This window comes from Acinetobacter haemolyticus (assembly GCF_900406815.1).
GTDB classification, from domain to species: domain Bacteria; phylum Pseudomonadota; class Gammaproteobacteria; order Pseudomonadales; family Moraxellaceae; genus Acinetobacter; species Acinetobacter haemolyticus_A.
Genome location: NZ_OVCN01000015.1, coordinates 21,271 through 41,907 on the forward strand (window position 1 = coordinate 21,271; position 20,637 = coordinate 41,907).

A 20,637-nucleotide genomic window follows, 5' to 3' on the forward strand; every position below is an offset into this window, starting at 1 on the left:
GCATTATTAAGTCAATTTAACATTACAATTCGGCTTATTTATCAATATTTTCAATCTTTTGTGTCAACCACATCAGACTAACTTAGGTGCCAGCATGGAAATCAAGGTTAATTACCTCGACAACCTTCGACAAGAAGCCAAATTCGATGACTTTACGGTAATCGCCGACCAACCGATTCGCTACAAAGGAGATGGTTCGGCACCGGGTCCATTTGATTATTTCTTGGCATCATCAGCACTGTGTGCTGCTTATTTTGTAAAAGTTTACTGTGCCGCGCGTGATATCCCGACTGATAATATTCGTTTATCGCAAAACAACATTGTTGATCCAGAAAACCGCTATAAACAGATTTTTAAAATTCAGGTTGAACTCCCAGCTGATATTTCTGAAAAAGATCGTCAGGGGATCTTGCGATCAATTGACCGTTGTACCGTTAAGAAAGTCATTCAAACGGGTCCTGAGTTTGTCATTGAAGAAGTAGAAAGTATCGATGCGGATGCTCAAGCCTTATTGATGCCAAATCTTGCATCTGAAAATACCACTTATATTCAAGGTAAAGATTTACCTTTAGAAGAAACTATTGCCAATATGTCCGCGATCTTGGCTGGTTTAGGCATGAAGATCGAAATTGCATCATGGCGCAATATCGTACCGAATGTTTGGTCGCTGCATATCCGTGATGCGCAGTCACCGATGTGTTTTACCAATGGTAAAGGCTCAACCAAAGAAAGCGCATTAGCATCTGCATTGGGCGAGTTTATTGAACGTCTTAATTGTAATTTCTTCTATAACGATCAATTTTGGGGAGAAGAAATTGCCAACGCAGCGTTTGTGCATTACCCAGACGAGAAATGGTTTAAACCAGGGCCAAATGGCGAATTACCAAAAGAAATCTTGGATGAATATTGTCTTGAGATTTACGACCCTGAAAAAGAGTTATTAGGTACACATTTATACGATACTAACTCAGGCAATATCGAACGTGGGATTTGTTCACTTCCTTTTGTTCGCCAATCTGATGGTGAAACTGTTTATTTTCCATCGAACTTGATTGAAAACTTATATCTCAGTAATGGGATGAGTGCAGGCAATACATTAGAAGAAGCCCAAGTTCAGTGTTTATCTGAAATTTTTGAACGTGCTGTAAAACGTGAAATTATTGAAGGTGAAATTGCACTACCTGATGTTCCTGAAGACGTTTTGGCAAAGTATCCAAGTATTGTTGCAGGTATCCAAGGCTTAGAAGAACAAGGTTTTCCAGTATTGGTTAAAGATGCTTCTTTGGGCGGTCAATTCCCTGTGATGTGTGTCACTTTGATGAACCCACGTACAGGCGGTGTGTTTGCCTCATTTGGGGCACATCCAAGTTTTGAAGTGGCTTTAGAACGTAGTTTAACTGAGTTATTGCAAGGTCGTAGTTTTGAAGGTTTGAATGACTTACCTCAACCAACCTTCCAAAGTGAAGCAGTGACCGAACCGAATAATTTTGTGGAACACTTTATTGATTCAAGTGGCTTAGTCTCTTGGCGTTTCTTCAGCGCTAAATCTGATTATGATTTTGTAGAATGGGATTTCACCAATGATGGTGAAAACTCGAATGCGGATGAAGCTGCTGAATTGTTTGGCATTCTTGAAGAAATGGGCAAAGAAGTCTACATGGCTGTCTATGAACATTTAGGTGCTACAGCTTGTCGTATCCTCGTACCAGATTATTCTGAGATTTATTTAGTTGAAGATTTGATTTGGGACAATACCAATAAAGCATTGGCATTCCGTGAAGATATTCTAAATATTCATCGTTTAGATAATGAGCGTCTTGAAGCGCTGGTTGAGCGTTTAGAAGAATGTGAACTTGACGATTATACTGAAATCACAACCTTAATTGGCATTGAGTTTGATGACAATACGGTTTGGGGACAATTGACACTGCTTGAATTAAAGCTCCTTATTTATGTTGCTTTGAAGCAATTTGAAGAAGCCAAAGATTTAGTTGAGCAATTCCTCCAATACAACACCAACACTGTAGAACGTGGTTTGTTCTATCAATGTATGAACGTCGTGTTGGAAGTTATTCTTGATGACGAGATGGAGTTGGAAGATTACGAAAAGAACTTCCGTCGTATGTTTGGTGATGAACGTATGGATGCTGTCGTGGGTTCAGTTGAAGGTACTGTTCGTTTTTATGGTTTAACACCAACCAGTATGAAACTCGAAGGTTTGGATCGTCATTTACGCTTGATCGAAAGCTACAAGAAGTTGCATGCTGCTCGTGCAAAAGCAGTCGGTTTAAATAAATAATTAACAGCATGAGTTTTTAAATTCATACTGAATACACTTGACTAAAAACGCCTATATCGTGGATAGTTAAGTGTATTTTTTTATTAAAATCAGACAAATAAATTGAAATTATATTTTATTATGAATAGCATTCATAATTTAAGATTATAAAAAATCATTTCATGCATATTTAGATTTTTTGTAGGCTATTGAAATCAAGGGAATAGAATTAGGTACGGAGCGACCAATGAGAACCTATATAAATAGCTTATCGGTTCTATAAGATTTCAACAGAGTTTCTGAACTGTTATGAAAAATTAATTTTCAAAAAAAAGATATTACAACACTAAAGAGTAGAACAATGAAACAGCTCGATTTTTCTATTATTGATCCGCACATACACCAATGGGATCCTTACCATACTCCGCATTCAGCTGCTTTATTGGTTAAGACATTGGGGAAATATCCATTTCTTATGGATAAGATTCTTCGTTTAGTAAAATCTAAAGCCTTGTTGGACACTCTGGGGCAAACGCAACATGTATTAAACCCATATTTACCTCTGGATTATCATCAAGATTTAGATGGCATACGAGTTGAAAGTGTCGTCCATGTCGAAGCCAACTGGCATCACCATAAAGGGTTTGGCGTCGTTGAAGAAACGAGATGGCTAAGCCAGTTCGATTTTGCAACTTATGATTTAAAACTTGCTGCAATTGTAGCAACGGCAGACCCACGTCGCCGGAAATTCGCAGATATTCTAAAAGCTCATCGTGATGCGAGTCCTTTGTTTAGAGGAATTCGCAAGATGTCTTCTTGGCATGAGGATGATGGCATCTATCGATGGTCTAAAACACCTCATTTATATCAGTCTAAAAAATTTTTAAAGGGATTTGAGCAACTCGCCAAAATGGATTTGTCCTTCGACGCGTGGGGCTATTCAACTCAATTAAATGAAATCACCGCCTTGGCCAAGCAATTTCCAGAAACACGGATTGTCGTGGATCATCTTGCAACACCCGTTGGATTATTTGGTGCAGTAGGGAAGAAGACTGGAAAAACAGCAGATCAACGTGATGCGATATTTAAGCAATGGCAAAACGATCTGAGCACTTTAGCAGAACAGCCGAATGTGCATGCAAAAATATCAGGGCTTATGATGCCCGTATTGGGGCATACATTTTATAAAGAAAATCGGACGGCAACTGTTGCTGAAATGGTTCACCGATTAACTCCGCTAATACAGCATGCGATCCATGTCTTTGGTACAGATCGAATCATGTTCGCTTCAAACTATCCAATGGATAAACCTAACGCACGTTTAAATGATCTGATACAGGCTTACATCAAAATGATTGAGCCTTATGGTTCAGAAGCTTTGCAAGCAATCTTCAGACAAAACGCAATCAATTTTTATCAGTTTAATATCAACTAAATAAAGAGTCATCTTATGCAAAGTTTTAACCAAAAAGTCGCTGCAATTACAGGTGCCGGTTCTGGAATCGGACAACAACTTGCTATTTTATTGGCAAAGCAAGGTACACATTTAGCTTTGAGCGATGTGAATCAGGAAGGCTTAGCTGAAACATTTGATCTTGTTAAATCCTATCCAGTTAAAGTCACGCTTAGCACCTTAAATGTGGTTGATCGCACTGCTGTAGAGCAATGGGCTGCAAATACCGCCCAAGAACATGGAAAAATTAACCTCATTTTTAATAATGCAGGTGTGGCACTGGCAAGCACGGTTGAAGGAATGAGTTATGAGGAAATGGAATGGGTATTTGATATTAATTTTTGGGGTGTTGTACATGGTACCAAAGCATTTTTACCTTATTTAAAACAAAGTGGTGAAGGGCACATCATCAATATCTCTAGTCTATTTGGTTTGACTGCCCAACCTACGCAAAGTGCATACAATGCGACTAAGTTTGCTGTACGTGGATTTACCGAATCGCTTCGTCAAGAGCTTGACTTACAAGCCAACGGCGTAAGTGCAACTTGTGTGCATCCAGGTGGTATTCGGACCAATATCGCAAATAGTGCACGTATGAGTGACAGTATTCGTGCTTTAGGATTGAATCCCGCAAAAGCAAGTAAAGCTTTTAACAAGGTACTCAAAACCCCACCAGAAGAAGCAGCAAAAGTGATTTTGAATGCGGTCAAAAAAGATCAGCGCCGAGTTTTAATTGGCAATGATGCCAAAATCCTAGATCTAATTCAGCGTGTAGCACCATCACATTATGCGCAAGCATTGAATTTATTCACCAAAAAGAAAAAGTAAGATTTGAGTTCATCCTCTATTTGATTCACAAAGCTCTAAAGTAAGATGTCATTTAGGGCTTTGTGAATCAATAGATTATGCTAAATATTGAATGTTAAATTCTCTATAAAACATTCCCAAAGCCAACATAGCCATCATGACAGACAGCGTTCTTAATAAAATGGTTTGTACTTTTATATCATTGAGAACTTTCTTTAGATTCCACGAAAAAAAGACATAAAGTCCGCCAATGATGGCAAGCGTGAAGATGGTAATAGACACAAGAAACCAGCTTTGCTTTTGCAATGACTGCGCGCCGAAGATAGCAGGTACAATCGCAAGATAAAATGAAATGGTTTTAGGATTACTCAAAGTAATTAACAGCCCATCTTTATAGGAAAAAAGCGTGTTTTTGAGATTTTCAGGTGCTTCATTTTCCAAAAGATTACCTTTAAAAAACCAAAACTTATAAGCTAAGTAAAGCAGGTACGAACTTGATAGTAGTATCAAATAAAAAACCAAATGTGGACTGAAATGATGAAAAGAAGAAAAAAGAAAAATTGAAATCAATAAAAAAGTGAGATCTCCTGTGATGAGACCACACAGCATCATCAGTCCATTTTTATATCCCTGTACTAAAGTCTTAAACATAAGACCAGTCATGCCTGGTCTAGGGAGGATTGCAGCTAATCCTAAAGTTAAAACATAGGTCATTGTTTGTGTGAGATGTTCCATGTCAATTAAAACCAAATGAAATCGGATCTCTATTTTTTAATAAATACATAGGTAAATTTGATCTATATGTTCTAGTAAATATCAAAAATAGGGTATAAATAACCCTATATTTAACTTTAATAGAAATGTTATGCCTAGTTTGAAAATTGATAAAACTGATGCAAGAATTTTAGAGTTGTTGCAAAAGGACTCAAGAACCACAAATGCTGACTTATCAGAACAGTTAGGTCTTTCAACCTCGCCCTGTTGGCGAAGAGTCAAACATTTAGAAGACACCAAAGTCATCAAAGGATACGGCGTTTTACTTGATCGCAAAAAACTTGGCTTAGGTGTGATGGTGTTTGTCCGTGTATCGATTGATAGTCATAGCGAAAGAGAGGCAAAGAAATTTGAAGAAGAAGTCACTGCTTTAGATTATGTCGTTGCATGTTATAGCATTGGCGGTGATGCTGACTTTTTGTTGCAAGTCGTATCACCAGATCTCGATACCTATGCTGAATTTTCAATGACGACCATTCGAAGATTGCCCGGAATCAAAGAAATGCAAAGTATGTTTGTGCTAAAGGAAATAAAGCCTTTTTTATGTTTTCCAGTAAAAGCTCAGAAATAAGAGCCGCTTAAAGTTTAGAAAACTTTATTCTTATTCTTTCTTGATTTTATAAATGATAATTATTATCATTTATAAACACTTTGTTTTTGAGTCAATGATTGTGAACAAAAACCCGATACTCGTTGATGAATTATACAGAAACCATAGCGGGTGGCTTCATCATTGGCTGCGAAAGAAAATAGGAAGTTCTGAGCAAGCTGCTGATCTAGTCCATGATACATTTATTAAAATCTTGCAGACACGTGATGAGCTACTGGGCGTCAAAGAACCAAAAGCTTATTTGACTTCGATTGCCAAAAATTTATTGATCGATCAAGTAAGACGTAAAAGAATTGAACAAGCGTATCTTGATGGTTTGAGTGAAATGGAATACATGCTTGATGCGGTTGTATCTCCAGAAGAACAGGTGCAAATCATTCAGGCGATCCATCAATTATGTAAAGCGTTAGAAGCGGTTTCTGAAAAAGCACAACAGGCTTTTATCTTGCATTATTTAGAGGGTTATACGCATAGGGAAGCGGCTGAACGAATTGGGGTTTCAACCAAGATGATCCAAAAATATTTAGCCAATTGTTTAGTACAGTGCTATCAAAACCGAATGGATAGGGATGCATTGATGTAAATGACAAACAATCATAATAACCAACAATTGGTTGAAGAGGCGGCACAGTGGATTGTGCAATTAAGCGCGGATGATGAGGTGACTCGTCGTAATGCAGAAGTGCAATTCAAACAATGGAAAGAAAATAGTCAGCAACATCAAAAAATTGCAAATGATATTGAACGCTGTCTCGGTTCGATTCACAAATTATCTCATAATCACCATAAAAAAATTGCAAAATCGGCACTCAAAGCTGGGCTGGGATCAGGAAAGGTTTATAAAAACATTCGAACGGGTACAGCATTTGCGATCCTTCTATGTACTTTAGGTATTGGTACACTTTATTTATCAACTACATCATTAGGTTATATCACTGCGGATATTCGCAGTAATTCTAGCCAGTGGACCACTCAAACATTACAAGATGGTTCACAAATCATTCTTCGCGGTAAAAGTGCTGTCAATATTGATTTTAAGTCTGACCAAAGAGTGGTTGAGCTGGTGCAAGGAGAAATATTTGTTGATGTTGCCAAAGACCAGCAGCGACCTTTTATTGTCCGAACCTCTCATGGACAAATACAGGCACTCGGAACAGCTTTTAGTGTTGCTTATCAACCAGAGATAACAGAATTAAAAATGCTGCATTCAAAAGTTCAAGTGCGAGCCAAACCATTCAAGACCACGTCTGTAAATAAAGCCAATCAAACAATAGTTGAAGCAGGGCAAGCAATTGGAATAGATCAAAATGGTTTAACGCCAATTTCAGCACTAAATCGCTATAATGAGCAGCAAAAGTGGAATAAACATCAGTTGATGGTTGAAGATCTACCACTTAATCAAGTGCTGAAAGCCTTGGATCAGAACTACAAAGGAAAAATCATTTTTAATGATTCAGCACTAAGTAATATACAAGTCAATGCTGTATTACCACTAGACCAAACACAAGATGCACTTAAACTACTCGGCGTAGTTTTTCCTCAATTAAAAATATATCAAATTACGCCTTATGTGATTTTTGTGAAGACTTAGCATAAATTTTTAATTTTTTGGTTCCACTTTTTTCTTACTTGTTCGTCATAGTAAATAGAAGCAATAAATTTGGATTATTTTAATTATTTGTATTGAATGATTCTTATTTCTATTTACTGGGGTGTGTAATGGAAAACTTGGGAAATAGCCAGCAACAGAGAAAAAGTCTGTTTCGACTATCAAAGCTTGCACTTGCAATCTATACCGTGGGAATCGGGAGTATAGCCTTACCGTTACATTCTGCGTATGCAGCAACGACAAATGCCAAATCTTATAATATTTCAGCAGGTACATTGGCCAATGTGTTAAATCAATTTGCTGAGCAATCGGGCACTTCGCTTGCAATCGATGCACAACAGTTAAAAGGCAAAAATAGTACTGGCCTAAAAGGAAGTTACTCCATAGAGCAAGGCTTTCAACATATTCTCATGAACACAGAATTTTATGCTGTGAAAGTTGGGCAAGGCTATACACTCACAAAAAAAGCACCACCATTAACGGTCAATCAAGCTGCTTTAGTTTCACCTATGAGTGATCAGCGCGATTCAATGAACGAAGCCTCAGCTCGTTTAGCTCCTATCGTTGTCTACGGTCAAGAAGATCGTGATACACAAGGCTATAACAAAGTTTATGACGCAAATCATTCTTCAGTGTATGCAGGTAAAGAATATGTAGAGCGTTTTAAAGGTACGAATCCCGCTGATATATTACAAGGTATGGTCGGGGTGTATAGTGGTGATGCGCGGAATAGCGGCGCACTTGATCCAAGTGTTCGCGGTGTGCAAGGTGTCGGTAGAGTACCATTAACCATTGATGGAACAGAGCAATCGATCGCTGTTTGGCGAGGGTATAACGGTGTTAACAATCGGAATTATATTGATCCGAACTTGATCGCTGGGATCGAGGTCATCAAAGGACCTTCACTAGAACGTAATGCCACAACATCTGTTGGCGGTGGGGTGCTGGTTAAAACACTTGAAGCTGATGATATTGTTCGCGCAGGAAAAACCTTTGCTGCTGAATTAAAAGTAGAAGGCTCAACGAACTCAATAGATCCATCGCTACCCGACATGAGTAAGGTTGGTCGAGATTATAGTGAGACAACACCATGGATTGAAATAGATCGTGCACGATATGATCCTGATATTTACAAGAAAAATAGAACTCGAAAAGATAACTCTAATTTCTCTGGCGATGATTTAGCCGGTCGACTTGCACTGGCAATGAAACAAGATCAATTCGATTTATTGGCTGTTTATGCTGTTCGGGAACGTGGTAACTATTTTTCTGGTACGCACGGTGCTGGTTATTACAAACGTGCTGAACCTAATAATGACAATTTCGATTTTATTCCATACTTTGCACATGCCTATAAACCAGGTGATGAAGTTCCAAATACATCTAGCAAGATGGAATCTTGGCTTTTCAAAGGAACATATCGACCTACAGATTTCCAAACATTCAAACTTACTTATCGCGATACTAAAAATAAATTTGGCGAAATCATGCCATCGCGCATTCAATGGGGAATAACGCCTGATTTGGGTGTACCTCAATGGCCGCTCAGTGATGTCCGTTCAAAAGCATACAGTTTGGAATACAAATTTAAACCTGAGCACAATCAGTGGGTTGATTTATATGCCAATGTTTGGCAAACCGATACTGAAAGCCAGACTTATACTCGTGGCGGTTGGCCAACCACGATAGACTTTCGTGATAACAAAATTATTAATACCGCTATCAGTCATTCAGATAATACCCGTAAGGGCATTACCGTGAGCAATAAAGCACATTTAACTGATCAACTCGATTTGACGCTGGGTGGAAGCTTCTTAAAAGAAAAACTGACATCTGATGATGTCTATGGTGATCATGGCTCAAGCTATTCTTTATACCAAGCCTTACCTCGTGCAGGCCGTAGAGAAGAGAAAACATTTGATTTTAATTTTAATTATCGTCCATTGTCTTGGTTAAGCTTCGATGCGGGTATGCGTTACCGTTCTTATTGGGCTTTTGATGACTTCTTAAACAAATCAATCCGTGATGGGGTTGATCCTACGCTCAATCCATTATTTACCAAGAAAAATAGACTCAAAGAATATAGTTTTGAATATCGAACCATGCCTGGAAATTATGATGCTCAGCAGCAGCGCATGATCAACCTACTATCGCAACGCTATGCAACGAGCAATCCTGATTGGGATGGTCGCTTAGAGACTGTACCTGCATCAGAGACAAATTTATATAGCCGAATTTGGTCACAAATCAATACGTTGACATGGAAAGCAGATCCAAATGGTCATTTGGCTTTGGCTGACAACATTTTGGATCAACTGAACGCTTTAGATCAGAAATATGTAGTAATCGGAAATGGCTTTAAGCCCGCTGTAATTGAACAAGTTCCCATTGAATCTGTAAACAAAGTTAAAGATAGCGGTTGGGCACCTCAGTTAAGTGCTGCCATTCAATTGACTGAAAATAACCGACTCTATGCACGTTATGCTGAGGAATATCGTTTGCCGAGTTTATTTGAAAGCACTGTCGGTTTTTCAGCAATGATGCCTTATCAAACCGTCAAACCAGAACATGTTTTTAACTATGAAGTGGGTTATGTCTATGATATGCGTGACTGGTTCAGTTCAGCACGCAATGCTGATTTTAAACTGGCGTATTACTACAACAAGACCAAGAACGTGATTGAAAGAAATCAAAATCTGATTTTTACCAACATGGATGAGCAAAAACTTTCAGGTCTAGAACTGCAAAGCCGTTTTGACAGTGGTGCTTTCTTCACAGATTTAAGTTTGGCTTATAACCTCAAAAATGAAGTCTGTGATAGCAATAGTGCGATTGACAGGATGATCAATAGTGGCACTGTACAAACAGATCATGGCATTCAATTCCGTGATGCTTACCAACGCTGCGTCGATGATGGCTTTCCCAATGGTTATCTGGTGACAATGTCTACGCCAGAACTCAGTGCACATGCATTATTCGGCGCACGTTTTTTTGATGAAGCGCTTGAACTTGGGGCACGTGCAACTTTCTATAAAGGTTATGAAAGCCCACTGCGTAAAAATAATGATGATAGCGTCAATAAAGGTTACTACCTCAATGTTCCTTTGGCGTGGGACGATACATGGATTTTTGATGCTTATGCACGCTATCAAGTAGATACCTACAACACCGTTGAGTTTGTAGGAAATAATCTTTCAAACCAATTTTATATTGATCCGCTTACTCGGAGTGCGATGGCCGCACCTGGTCGCATTCTTAAAATCAGTTGGACCACTAAGTTTTAACTCAGAATTTAATTCCTGCTTTTGGTGAGTTGGAATTAGATAGGCGTAAATAATAGATTTGAATGATTATTATTTACATAACTAAAAAGCAGTTTTATAGATTCAACTGCTCATACAACGACATGATAGCGATAACGTTATCCTTATTGAAACAATAACTTATCTTCAAATAAATGGAGTAACAATAAATGAAATTCTCTCAACTATTCATCGGTTTGATCGCATGTTCTGCTGTATTTTCACATGCAGCTATTGATGGTGCTTCTAGCAATGAGGCAAACATTAGAATTGGTGCGGCAGCAAATGCTAACCATCCAGGCGGTGCAGCGGCAGTATCTGTAGAAGCTGCAGGAGCACCCTACAACGCATTTACAGGTTTTAGTTCTTTAAAAGGCTTGGCACAAGCATTTGCTGCACAAGGTACCAGCAATACCAATGTTACTGTGGGTACCAAGACCTTTAATATTTCTCACATTCCTGTATCGGCTATGCCACCTTCACATAGTGCTTTGGGTAATTTTAATTTTGGTCAGGTGGGTACGCAGGAAGTCTATTTTGGTGAGTGGTGGAAGGCTGGTGATACAGCAGCGAGTGCGAGTCATACGGTCTATTATGCGGGTGACAATAGCAATACCACCGTACCAACAGCAGGTACTGCAACTTATACCGTTGCAGGTATTAATGGATCTGCGACGAATCTGTTAACTGGTAATTTCACTGCGAATTTTGGTACGGGCACACTTGAAGGTTCTTTAAATGGAACAGGTACAGCGGTTTCAAACTTAACATTGAATGGTGTGACATTTAATCCAGGTACTGCTGAGTTTGCGGGCGCAGCAAGTGCCAATGGTACAGCGGGGTTAAATAATTCAGGTATTGTTCAAGGACATTTCTTTGGTGCAAATGCTGCGGCTTTAGCCGGTATCGCCGAGTTTAATAACGCATCTTATAACACTGCATTTGGCGGTGCGAAAAACTAATCGTAGCGAAAGGGATCTACATCTGTAGGTTCCTTTTGTTTTTTTATGTGTTGATGATTTTACTTTCTGGTTTGCGGTTGATATGAAACGAACATTGCTGTGTTGCTTGGCTTTATGGGCAAATACATCACTCTATGCAGATGATGAGACTCAACTTCGCCTAAATCAAAGCCTCGATCAGCAGTTATTCCAGCAACAGCGTTCACTTCAAGCACAAGGTACGATTCGGAGCATTGAAAAACTACCTGAACTCCAAATCAATGGAAAAGTCTATGTCGTAGAGAAGAACCAAGATGATCTAGCCAAAGCGCTATATCTAGCGGTTATGCAAAAACAATGGGTAAATGTTCAAATTTATTTGACGCATTATCAAAGCTATCCTGAGTATGATCAGGCTTTAACTGATTTCGCTGAAGGTGCATTGGCACGTGCTCAGGGACAACTAAAACTGGCTGAACAAAAATTCCAAAGCAGTTTAAATAAACAACCGAACAATCTGATTTGTGAACTCGAGTTAGCGCGTGTGCTGTTTGAACAACAGAAGAACAAAGAGGCAGCACACCTTTTTATAACGATTCAAAATAAATTAAAACAAAGTGATCACAGTGTCATTCCACCTGAAGTACAAAAAACGGTTCAGCTTTTCGTCAAAGCGCTTGCTCAACGAGATGCATGGCAAGGTTCTATTGCTATAGGTCCTACTTATGCGAGTAATCTAAATAGTTCATCAGAACAAAGTAAAACTTGGACGCTGTATGGCATGGATAAAGATGGCAACATTATCCCAGCTAAAATTACCAGAGGAAGCCCAAAAGCAGTTTCAGCAAATGGTCTAGATTATGACGCTAGCCTGATCAAACGCTTTTCCATTAAAGAAAATCATGGCGTTGCACTACGTGCTCTAGCTTATGGCCAGTCTTACGATAACCAAAGCAATTATAATGAATCCACCCTCAACGTTAATGTAGGTTATAGCTATTACAATTTAAAAAACCAAATTAATTTCAGTCCACTATTTGAACACAGACGTTACGGTAACGAAGGTTTATACGACGCTTGGGGCGGACGGATTGAATGGATGCGATTTATTTCAGGGGATAAAGCACTCAAACTTGAAGCAGAAATTAAAGACTTTGATTACCACACTTATAAAACACTTAATGGGCAAGAACGTTCGGTGCTGGCGACTTTTTGGAAAATTTTGCCACAACAATGGACATTCTTTGGTGGACTGGATGTCCTCGATCGTTCGACTCAAGAACAATATATCGCGGCTTACCAGCAACAAGGAATTCGTCTGGGTATAAGCAAACCATGGAATATTGGAATTAATACAACATTATTAAGTTCTTATCGTTGGCGACAGTTTGATCAATATGCAAAGGTTTATGAAGCAAGACGACATGATTTTGAACAAAATTATACTTTTGTTGTGCAAATGCCACGCTACAAATTTCATGGTGTAACACCGAATTTAACGTATCGCTATAACCATAATGATAGCAATGTGGATTGGTTGTACACCTATGACAAGCACAATGTCAGCCTGAAATTCGAACACCGTTTCTAGGAGAGGCTGATGAAATTAAAAAATCTATCTCCAAATTACAAACAACAATTTTCCCGCTCTTCTGATTTGGCATTTCTTCATCTTGGGAAATGGGGCGTTGGATGTACAGTCATGCTTTTGCATATCGCAGCATTGTGGTTGCTCAGCCATTTGATAGAACCGTATAGATTGGATAGCGCACCTAAAGTGAATGCATTGAAAGTGCATTTTGTTTCATTGTCCAGTGCAGAACAACCATCACTACGTTCATCTGAACAAAGTAACATTTCAAGCAAGTCAGAGAAGCAAAACCTAAGCGCATCAGAGAGTTCAAATGCAACTGTATCGTTTAAACCCGCGGAAAATACTCGCACACTCAGCAGCACACATGCTGATCGTGTGATATCAGATAGCCAGCCAAAACATAATCATAAAAATGAGCAAGCTACCTCAACTCAGGTGTCTATAGATTCAGAGCCAACCCTCAATAAAGATCTGACCTTAAAAACAAAACAGATTGAACAACAGCTCACAACGAAGCAAGGTCCAAGTGCATCTCAACAACAAGGAGAGAACCATTCCAACGCTGGTGGAGTGACGACACCCGCGACAGAACAGGAACTTGCACGTGCTCCAGATAGTCAAGTCGCCCCAAATGAACCATTACAAGTGAGTCGTGTAGATGTGTTGAGTTTTGCAAAACTAAGCTATGAGGATCGTGAACTAAAACAACAAGATCGCACGGTTGAACTTCGTATTCGTATTAATGAAAACGGTCAGGCGACAGATATTCAATTACAAAAAAGCTCAGGCATTAGCAGCTTGGATCAACGTGTCATACAAGCTGCACTTAAATCAAAATTTAAATCTTATCAAGTGAACGGTCGAGCAGTGGCCGTGGTCGTGGACTTCCCAGTCCAACTTAAACTCAGTCGGAATCGTTAAACCACCCATGCTATCTATTTTTAGGAGAAAGAAAATGAATGCAGCAACAGAACAAATGATTACCAATCAATTGTCACAACGTTTAAGGCAAGAAACCGCAACTGAACATGAGCGTATGCATAAATTGATGGCTGAAGCAGCGGTATTTTCGAGTAAAGAGCGATATACACAATTCACCTTGTCACAATACTACTTTCAGAAAGAGATTGAACATCTTTTCGAAAAGCAAGGCGTGGCGGAACTCATCCCGGATTTAGACATGCGTGGACGTTCTCAACAGGCACTGGCAGATTTGCAAGACTTGGGGCTACAACCCAAAGGCGAACCATTACAAAGTAAAAATGTCGAATTACCTGAAGCACTAGGTTGGATCTACGTTTCGGAAGGCTCAACTTTAGGCGCAGCATTTTTATTTAAAGAAGCACAAAAGTATTTAGGTTTTTCTGAAACTTTTGCTGCTCGAAATCTTGCTGCCTATCCAGAAGGACGTGCCAAAGTATGGAAACGCTTTGTACAGGCTTTAGATGAAGCAGGCTTTGATCAATCTCAACAAGACCGTGTGATCCAAGGGGCTTTAGATGCTTTTGGTTATTTTGGTGATGCACTTAACAGATTGGATCAAAAGCACTAAATCATTGAGAAGCAATTTTTATTTATCCAGATTGGGGAAATACACAGCAAAGATTAGAAAATTCTCAAAGCACTTAACTCATCAAACTATGCCTAACTGAGTATGAAACATATGGATCACACAGAGAATAAGTTAAATATGGAACTAACCTCCGCACCATCACCAGAAAATAAAGTCGCACGTTCGATTTGGTGGCGCATGTTATTTATATGTCTCGCTTGGTTATGCATTGCATTAGGCGTACTCGGGATTTTTATTCCCGGTTTACCAACTGTCGATTTTATTTTATTGGCAGTCTTCTTTGCGGCGAGGGGATCAGAAAAGCTTCATCAATGGCTATTAAATCATCGCTTTGTCGGTCCGATCATAAAAGAATGGAGGGAAAATCGTCGCATACCTAAAAAAGCGAAATATATGTCAACTGTGAGTATGAGTGTCGCTGCAGGTCTTATGATCTGGACGATTCCACATCCTTGGGTGGTATATCCGCTCATTGCCTGTATGGCTGCAGTTCTGATTTGGATGTGGAGCAAATAGTTAATTCGATCTATCTATACAGGATTGTGGGACTAAATGCATAAAATTGAACCATATATTTATGATAATAATTATCATTATTGTTATTTTTATTGGTTTTGTGTATCCTCCAAGCACTTTTTTAATAATAGATTAAGGTGGGGATGATCTCAAATAGTCCTCACCACTATTGGTATCGTTATGACTATTGAAGCATCAGTTCCCTTTGTCGCCACTAAGACCGTTTCCAAAAAAAATATTCAACGATCAGCTTTAATTAAATATCGTCTGATGGTCTTATCTCGCTTTGTATTGGCAATTTTTGGTGGTTATTACTTTGCAGCTATTGCAGCGATGCTAATTGTATTTTTATTTCCAACTGAACCATTAAAAGCAAATACTGTTTTAAGCGTCACCATGCTGGCTTTTATCATTCATTGTGCTTTGTTCATTTGGGTTTTTATGGTCAACTCAACGCTTAAAGTCTGGCTCTCAGTGGTACTGCCGAGTGTATTGATGACCCTGATCTATTTATTGTTACAAGGGTGACATCATGCGTGTTGATGGTAAAAATGAAGGACCACGCCAATCGATGTCTTGGCTGCATACTTGGGCGAGTTTACTGCTAGGTTGGTTGTTATATGCAGTATTTTTAACTGGAACGTTGAGCTTCTTCCAAAATGAAATTACCGTTTGGATGAAACCAGAGCTACACCAATCTGTGAATACAGTTTCACAGCAACAACAACTTAGCCATGCCTTGGCATATTTGCATCAGAAAGGTCAAAATGCTGAGAGTTGGAATATTCGTTTTGCCAATGAAAGACAACCCGCCATTATGCTGAATATCCGTCAAGCTGGTGAGGAGCGACGACGTGGTGGAGAGATTTACTTAGACACTCAAACAGGTCAAGAAATCAAAGCGAGAGAAACCAGAGGTGGAGCTTTTCTCTATCGGTTCCATTTTGAGCTATATGGCATGCCGCGTATTTGGGGACGCTGGATTGTCGGTATCGCAACACTGTTAATGTTTGTCGCTATTATTAGCGGGATTATCACGCATAAAAAGATTTTCAAAGATTTCTTTACTTTCCGACCTGCCAAAGGGCAACGTTCGTGGTTGGATGCACACAATGCGACGGCGGTTTTCGCTTTACCTTTTCACTTCATGATTACTTTTAGTGGTTTATTGCTGCTGATGCATTTGTTTATGCCTTGGGCGATGAATACACATTACGGTGATGTGCGAAGTTTCTATCAGATTCTCAATCAACCTGTTGCTCAAACACCTGAACAAGCCCGTTTACTGGAAGAACAAAAACAAAAAGGGGTGCTGACAGGACGAGGAAGTCGTGGTGGTGGTCGTGTTGAATCAGGACAAGATAATCAGCCTGTTGAGGCTGCGAAAATGGTTGAGTTAACTGCGCTGACACAATCTGTTCAACATAGTTGGTTAAACAATCCTATATCTTCGATCAGGGTCAATAAACCCAATACTGTAGAAGCCGAAATACAATATACCGCTACACGTACCACAACTTTAATGGATCGAGAAAGTATCCCATCATTAAAATTTAATGCGGTAACTGGTCAAGAAATAGATGAGGCGAAGCCTGTCAATTCGACTCCAAAAGCAATCTATACCTTAGTGACATGGCTTCATATGGCACATGGCGTAGATTCGGTTTTACGTTGGTTGTTATTTTTATCAGGCGTGTTAGGTACGATGATGATCGCATCTGGACTTATTCTATGGGTGGTTAAACGCGTACCTGATGTCCAAAAGTTGGGCTACAAACCTGTTGGACATCGTGTGGTTGAAGTTTTAAATATTGCAGCGATTACAGGATTACCAATTGCTTGTGCTTCATACTTCTTTGCCAATCGACTGATTCCAGCTCAAATTGTTGAACGTTCCCCAATTGAAATTAAGGTATTTTTTATCACTTGGTTGTTGTGTTTAGCCCATGCCGCGATTCGCCAGCATCGTCCTGCATGGTTGGAACAACTTGCTTTGGCTGCGGTCATGTTTTTATTGATTCCAATACTCAATGTTTTCACAGGAGGTTTGCCACTCTGGAAAAGTATTTATTTGGGTCAATGGATGATTGCAAGCTTTGATCTGGTTTCGATTACTTTAGGACTGATCTTTATTTATGCTTACTACAAGCTAAAACGTTATCAAGGTTTACCGATCAAGAAAAAAACACAGCCTAGAAATACGACTGCACAGGAGTCAGTAGAATGACAGCTTTGCTACTATGGTGTGTATGTGTGGTTGGGTTGTCGAGTCTGGCTTGTGCGATGGCGAAGCACCAACGTGATATTTTCTCAGATCAAGTCAGTCAACGAAAATGTCGTTTATTTCAAATTGTAGGTTGGAGCTTGCTGATTATATCTGCGGGACTCGCCGCATATTTTAAAGGCATCTCAATTGGTTTGTCAGAATGGCTAGGCTGTGTCAGTTTTGCCGCTTTGGCGGTTGGATTGTTATTAAGCTATACGCCTAAAAAGATCTTGAAAGCAAATGCTGTGGTCGCAGTGCTATTTTTGATTTTGTTGTTTATACACCTGCTATAGCATGTAATTCTGCATTTTCATAAACAAAGCGTTAAGAGCCAAACGCTTAACGCTTTGAAACCGAATTTAGATCATCACTTTTTAACAATTAGAACCAATTTTCCAACATGTTTTCCTTGCTGTAATAACTCATGAGCCTGACGGGCATTTTCAAGATCAAAGGATTGATAAAGTATCGGTTTGAGTTGTCCTTTTGAAATTAAGGGCCAAACTTTTTCCTGAAGGGCAGCCATAACTTCAGCTTTGGCTGTAGCAGATTGAGAACGTAACGTTGCGCCAGTATGTGTAAGACGTTTTGCCAACATTGGGAAAATGTTGATTTTCTCTGCAAGCCCTTTCAAGACACCAACTTGTAAAATCGTGCCATTCATCGCTGCAACTTCATAGTTTTTCTGAATATAATCGCCTGCAATAATATCTAAGACAAAGTCTACACCTTGACCATTGGTATGCTTTTTAACTTCTTCAACAAAATCTTGTTCCTTATAATTAATGGCAACATCCGCACCAATTTCTAAACTTGATTGTTGGTGTGCAGCGCTAGAAACTGTTGTAAAAATTTGAGTCGCGCCAAAGGCTCGCGTCAGCATGGTTGCGGTGGTTCCAATGCCTGAAGTACCGCCATGAATCAGAATAGAACTGTTTTCTCTAAATTTTGCATGTTGAAATAGGTGAGACCAAACTGTCATAAATGTTTCAAGCAGAATTCCACCTTCTATTAAGGTTAAACCTTCAGGAATAAACAAAACATTATCTTGATGTGCAACCACATATTCAGCATAACCACCGCCTTGTACCAAAGCACATACTTCATCACCAACTTTGAATTTATGAACAGATGCACCTACTTCTTTAACCACACCTGAAACTTCTAATCCAGGTATGTCTGTCACACCTGGAGGCGGAGCATATAAACCTTGTCGTTGCATTACATCAGGGCCGTTAATGCCAGCAGCAACTACTTCAATTAAGACGCCATCATCGTTTAGCTCAGGAATAGGACGTTCACTTACTTTAATAACTTCAGGACCGCCTGCACCGTCAAATGTAATACATTTCATAAATGTCTTTTTCCTTATCATAGTTTTAAATCAGTTAATTGTTGGAAACAGGATTTTCAATTTCCAATCCCGTTTTAAATAAAATTAATGCGGAGACGTTTTCTTACCTAATGTGATCGCTAAAGCAAACGCTATAAACTTACCAAAAGGCGCATGCAGTAAACTTGGAAAGTTCCACCGACCTTGATCAAATATGCCTTTGGCATGACTCATAGAGCGAAAGCCCTCAATTCCATGATAAGCACCCATGCCACTTGGACCTACTCCGCCAAATGGAAGGTCATCTTGAGCAACATGAATAAGGGTATTGTTAATGCCTACATTACCTGATGTAGTACGACGTAGTATTTTTTTGCAATCTGCATCTTTTTCACCAAAATAGTAAAGTGCTAAAGGTTTATCTCTCGCATTAATATAGTTAATCACTTCATCAACACTTCGATATGTACGAACAGGAAGAATTGGACCGAATATTTCTTCTCGCATAATGGCATCATCATCTTTTGCACCAATAACAAGCGTTGGGGTTAGTGTACGTGGTCGATTAATTGCAGATTCAGGATTCATACCTACCTGAATAATACGTGCGCCATTTTTCTCAGCATCGTTAATCAGATTTTGTAAACGGCTGTAATGACGTTCATTTACAATGGACGTGTAATCCACGGTATCAGGACCATTTGGATAGAATTTTTTAACTGTTTCATCGTATTCATTAATAAATGCTTCTAGATCATCTTCATGTATCAAAGCGTAATCTGGTGCAACACAAGTTTGCCCCGCATTAGACAATTTTCCATAAGTGATGCTCCTCAAAGTTCTTGGATTAACATGACCTTTAGCGACAATCACAGGACTTTTCCCACCTAACTCAAGCGTAAGCGGCACAAGATTATCACTTGCGGCTTTCATGACTTTACGACCAACAGGTGTACTGCCTGTAAATAAAAGATGATCAAAGGGTAAGGCACTAAATTCCGCACCAATTTCAGGCCCTCCAAGAACAACTGCAACCTCATCTATTGGAAATGTATTTGCCAACATTCGATAAATGACATCACTGGTGCGAGGTGTTAATTCTGATGGTTTTAACATGGCTCGATTTCCAGCAGCTAAAGCAGTAGCCAATGGGATCAATGTTAATGATATAGGATAATTCCACGGTGCCATGACACCAATGACACCTTTGGGTTGATATTCCACACGGGCAGTTGCAGAACGATAAAATAAACTGACATGGCGACGTTCAGCTTTCATAAAACGACCTAAGTTTTTAGTCAGGTAATCTATAGATTGAATGATACCCACCAACTCCATCACATCCGTTTCATGATGTGAACGATGTCCAAAATCTTCACTTACGGCAGTCTGCAATTCTGTGCGATGTGCAAGCACTGCATCACGTAATCTTTTTAAATTAGCTTTTCTTTGAAACAAAGTTGGTGGCTCTGATTGGAGAAAGGCTTGGCGTTGTTGATCCAAAATTTTATTCAAATTTTCAGTTGGATGGGTTTTATTTAAAGCATTCATTTTTCACCTCACGATATGAAGACAACGATT

General features: G+C 39.3%; 18 protein-coding genes. 15 read left to right on the plus strand and 3 right to left on the minus strand.

The window, feature by feature from the left end:
• Nucleotides 1-94: 94 nt before the first annotated feature.
• From DK207_RS11530 to DK207_RS11540, 3 genes are all read left to right on the plus strand, one after another.
• On the plus strand, nucleotides 95-2,299 hold the full coding sequence (locus DK207_RS11530) for an OsmC domain/YcaO domain-containing protein (protein ID WP_109441303.1): 2,205 nt from the start codon (nucleotides 95-97) through the stop codon (nucleotides 2,297-2,299).
• 340 nt (nucleotides 2,300-2,639) lie between these two features.
• Entirely contained in the window at nucleotides 2,640-3,713 is a 1,074-nt protein-coding gene (locus DK207_RS11535; RefSeq protein WP_109441304.1) for an amidohydrolase family protein, read from the plus strand.
• Between the two features lie 15 nt (nucleotides 3,714-3,728).
• Complete coding sequence (locus DK207_RS11540) at nucleotides 3,729-4,559, plus strand: SDR family NAD(P)-dependent oxidoreductase (protein WP_109441305.1); 831 nt, start codon at nucleotides 3,729-3,731, stop codon at nucleotides 4,557-4,559.
• Between the two features lie 75 nt (nucleotides 4,560-4,634).
• On the opposite strand, the gene DK207_RS11545 is transcribed toward DK207_RS11540, so the two are convergent.
• Nucleotides 4,635-5,273, minus strand: coding sequence for a LysE family translocator (locus DK207_RS11545; protein ID WP_109441306.1), 639 nt, complete (start codon nucleotides 5,271-5,273; stop codon nucleotides 4,635-4,637).
• A gap of 130 nt (nucleotides 5,274-5,403) precedes the next feature.
• Between DK207_RS11545 and DK207_RS11550 the strand changes: the two genes are divergently transcribed.
• From DK207_RS11550 to DK207_RS11605, 12 genes are all read left to right on the plus strand, one after another.
• Nucleotides 5,404-5,883 carry an Lrp/AsnC family transcriptional regulator gene (locus DK207_RS11550; protein WP_109441307.1) on the plus strand — a complete coding sequence of 160 codons (480 nt, stop codon included), beginning with the start codon at nucleotides 5,404-5,406 and terminating at the stop codon, nucleotides 5,881-5,883.
• Between the two features lie 100 nt (nucleotides 5,884-5,983).
• On the plus strand, nucleotides 5,984-6,505 hold the full coding sequence (locus DK207_RS11555) for a sigma-70 family RNA polymerase sigma factor (protein WP_162540228.1): 522 nt from the start codon (nucleotides 5,984-5,986) through the stop codon (nucleotides 6,503-6,505).
• Complete coding sequence (locus DK207_RS11560) at nucleotides 6,506-7,513, plus strand: FecR family protein (protein ID WP_109441308.1); 1,008 nt, start codon at nucleotides 6,506-6,508, stop codon at nucleotides 7,511-7,513. It begins immediately after the preceding gene.
• A gap of 128 nt (nucleotides 7,514-7,641) precedes the next feature.
• Nucleotides 7,642-10,815 carry a TonB-dependent receptor gene (locus tag DK207_RS11565; protein ID WP_109441309.1) on the plus strand — a complete coding sequence of 1,058 codons (3,174 nt, stop codon included), beginning with the start codon at nucleotides 7,642-7,644 and terminating at the stop codon, nucleotides 10,813-10,815.
• 188 nt (nucleotides 10,816-11,003) lie between these two features.
• Entirely contained in the window at nucleotides 11,004-11,795 is a 792-nt protein-coding gene (locus DK207_RS11570) for a Slam-dependent surface lipoprotein (protein WP_109441310.1), read from the plus strand.
• 82 nt (nucleotides 11,796-11,877) lie between these two features.
• Nucleotides 11,878-13,365 carry a surface lipoprotein assembly modifier gene (locus DK207_RS11575; RefSeq protein WP_109441311.1) on the plus strand — a complete coding sequence of 496 codons (1,488 nt, stop codon included), beginning with the start codon at nucleotides 11,878-11,880 and terminating at the stop codon, nucleotides 13,363-13,365.
• 9 nt (nucleotides 13,366-13,374) lie between these two features.
• Nucleotides 13,375-14,289 carry an energy transducer TonB gene (locus DK207_RS11580; protein WP_109441312.1) on the plus strand — a complete coding sequence of 305 codons (915 nt, stop codon included), beginning with the start codon at nucleotides 13,375-13,377 and terminating at the stop codon, nucleotides 14,287-14,289.
• 34 nt (nucleotides 14,290-14,323) lie between these two features.
• On the plus strand, nucleotides 14,324-14,920 hold the full coding sequence (locus DK207_RS11585) for a biliverdin-producing heme oxygenase (protein WP_109441313.1): 597 nt from the start codon (nucleotides 14,324-14,326) through the stop codon (nucleotides 14,918-14,920).
• A gap of 111 nt (nucleotides 14,921-15,031) precedes the next feature.
• Nucleotides 15,032-15,457 carry a YbaN family protein gene (locus DK207_RS11590; RefSeq protein ID WP_109441314.1) on the plus strand — a complete coding sequence of 142 codons (426 nt, stop codon included), beginning with the start codon at nucleotides 15,032-15,034 and terminating at the stop codon, nucleotides 15,455-15,457.
• 180 nt (nucleotides 15,458-15,637) lie between these two features.
• Nucleotides 15,638-15,985 carry an iron transporter gene (locus DK207_RS11595; RefSeq protein WP_109441315.1) on the plus strand — a complete coding sequence of 116 codons (348 nt, stop codon included), beginning with the start codon at nucleotides 15,638-15,640 and terminating at the stop codon, nucleotides 15,983-15,985.
• Between the two features lie 4 nt (nucleotides 15,986-15,989).
• Nucleotides 15,990-17,684, plus strand: a complete 1,695-nt coding sequence (locus DK207_RS11600) for a PepSY-associated TM helix domain-containing protein (RefSeq protein ID WP_109441316.1) — start codon at nucleotides 15,990-15,992, stop codon at nucleotides 17,682-17,684.
• Nucleotides 17,681-18,016: a DUF3325 domain-containing protein gene (locus DK207_RS11605; protein WP_109441317.1), complete on the plus strand. Its 336-nt coding sequence runs from the start codon at nucleotides 17,681-17,683 to the stop codon at nucleotides 18,014-18,016. Before DK207_RS11600 ends, DK207_RS11605 begins: the two co-directional genes overlap by 4 nt.
• Nucleotides 18,017-18,090: 74 nt before the next feature.
• On the opposite strand, the gene DK207_RS11610 is transcribed toward DK207_RS11605, so the two are convergent.
• Both DK207_RS11610 and DK207_RS11615 read right to left on the minus strand, forming a co-directional pair.
• Nucleotides 18,091-19,077, minus strand: coding sequence for an NAD(P)H-quinone oxidoreductase (locus DK207_RS11610; protein WP_109441318.1), 987 nt, complete (start codon nucleotides 19,075-19,077; stop codon nucleotides 18,091-18,093).
• 84 nt (nucleotides 19,078-19,161) lie between these two features.
• Nucleotides 19,162-20,607 carry a coniferyl aldehyde dehydrogenase gene (locus tag DK207_RS11615; protein WP_109441319.1) on the minus strand — a complete coding sequence of 482 codons (1,446 nt, stop codon included), beginning with the start codon at nucleotides 20,605-20,607 and terminating at the stop codon, nucleotides 19,162-19,164.
• Nucleotides 20,608-20,637: the final 30 nt, after the last annotated feature.

What these genes read in the sequence shown, in the direction of transcription:
- DK207_RS11615 (WP_109441319.1), bottom strand. Translation starts at nt 20,607, where the DNA reads ATGAATGCTTTAAATAAAACCCATCCAACTGAAAATTTGAATAAAATT.
- DK207_RS11585 (WP_109441313.1), top strand. Translation starts at nt 14,324, where the DNA reads ATGAATGCAGCAACAGAACAAATGATTACCAATCAATTGTCACAACGT.
- DK207_RS11545 (WP_109441306.1), bottom strand. Translation starts at nt 5,273, where the DNA reads ATGGAACATCTCACACAAACAATGACCTATGTTTTAACTTTAGGATTA.
- DK207_RS11560 (WP_109441308.1), top strand. Translation starts at nt 6,506, where the DNA reads ATGACAAACAATCATAATAACCAACAATTGGTTGAAGAGGCGGCACAG.
- DK207_RS11600 (WP_109441316.1), top strand. Translation starts at nt 15,990, where the DNA reads ATGCGTGTTGATGGTAAAAATGAAGGACCACGCCAATCGATGTCTTGG.
- DK207_RS11580 (WP_109441312.1), top strand. Translation starts at nt 13,375, where the DNA reads ATGAAATTAAAAAATCTATCTCCAAATTACAAACAACAATTTTCCCGC.
- DK207_RS11595 (WP_109441315.1), top strand. Translation starts at nt 15,638, where the DNA reads ATGACTATTGAAGCATCAGTTCCCTTTGTCGCCACTAAGACCGTTTCC.
- DK207_RS11535 (WP_109441304.1), top strand. Translation starts at nt 2,640, where the DNA reads ATGAAACAGCTCGATTTTTCTATTATTGATCCGCACATACACCAATGG.
- DK207_RS11570 (WP_109441310.1), top strand. Translation starts at nt 11,004, where the DNA reads ATGAAATTCTCTCAACTATTCATCGGTTTGATCGCATGTTCTGCTGTA.
- DK207_RS11610 (WP_109441318.1), bottom strand. Translation starts at nt 19,077, where the DNA reads ATGAAATGTATTACATTTGACGGTGCAGGCGGTCCTGAAGTTATTAAA.
- DK207_RS11530 (WP_109441303.1), top strand. Translation starts at nt 95, where the DNA reads ATGGAAATCAAGGTTAATTACCTCGACAACCTTCGACAAGAAGCCAAA.
- DK207_RS11540 (WP_109441305.1), top strand. Translation starts at nt 3,729, where the DNA reads ATGCAAAGTTTTAACCAAAAAGTCGCTGCAATTACAGGTGCCGGTTCT.
- DK207_RS11565 (WP_109441309.1), top strand. Translation starts at nt 7,642, where the DNA reads ATGGAAAACTTGGGAAATAGCCAGCAACAGAGAAAAAGTCTGTTTCGA.
- DK207_RS11605 (WP_109441317.1), top strand. Translation starts at nt 17,681, where the DNA reads ATGACAGCTTTGCTACTATGGTGTGTATGTGTGGTTGGGTTGTCGAGT.
- DK207_RS11550 (WP_109441307.1), top strand. Translation starts at nt 5,404, where the DNA reads ATGCCTAGTTTGAAAATTGATAAAACTGATGCAAGAATTTTAGAGTTG.
- DK207_RS11590 (WP_109441314.1), top strand. Translation starts at nt 15,032, where the DNA reads ATGGATCACACAGAGAATAAGTTAAATATGGAACTAACCTCCGCACCA.
- DK207_RS11575 (WP_109441311.1), top strand. Translation starts at nt 11,878, where the DNA reads ATGAAACGAACATTGCTGTGTTGCTTGGCTTTATGGGCAAATACATCA.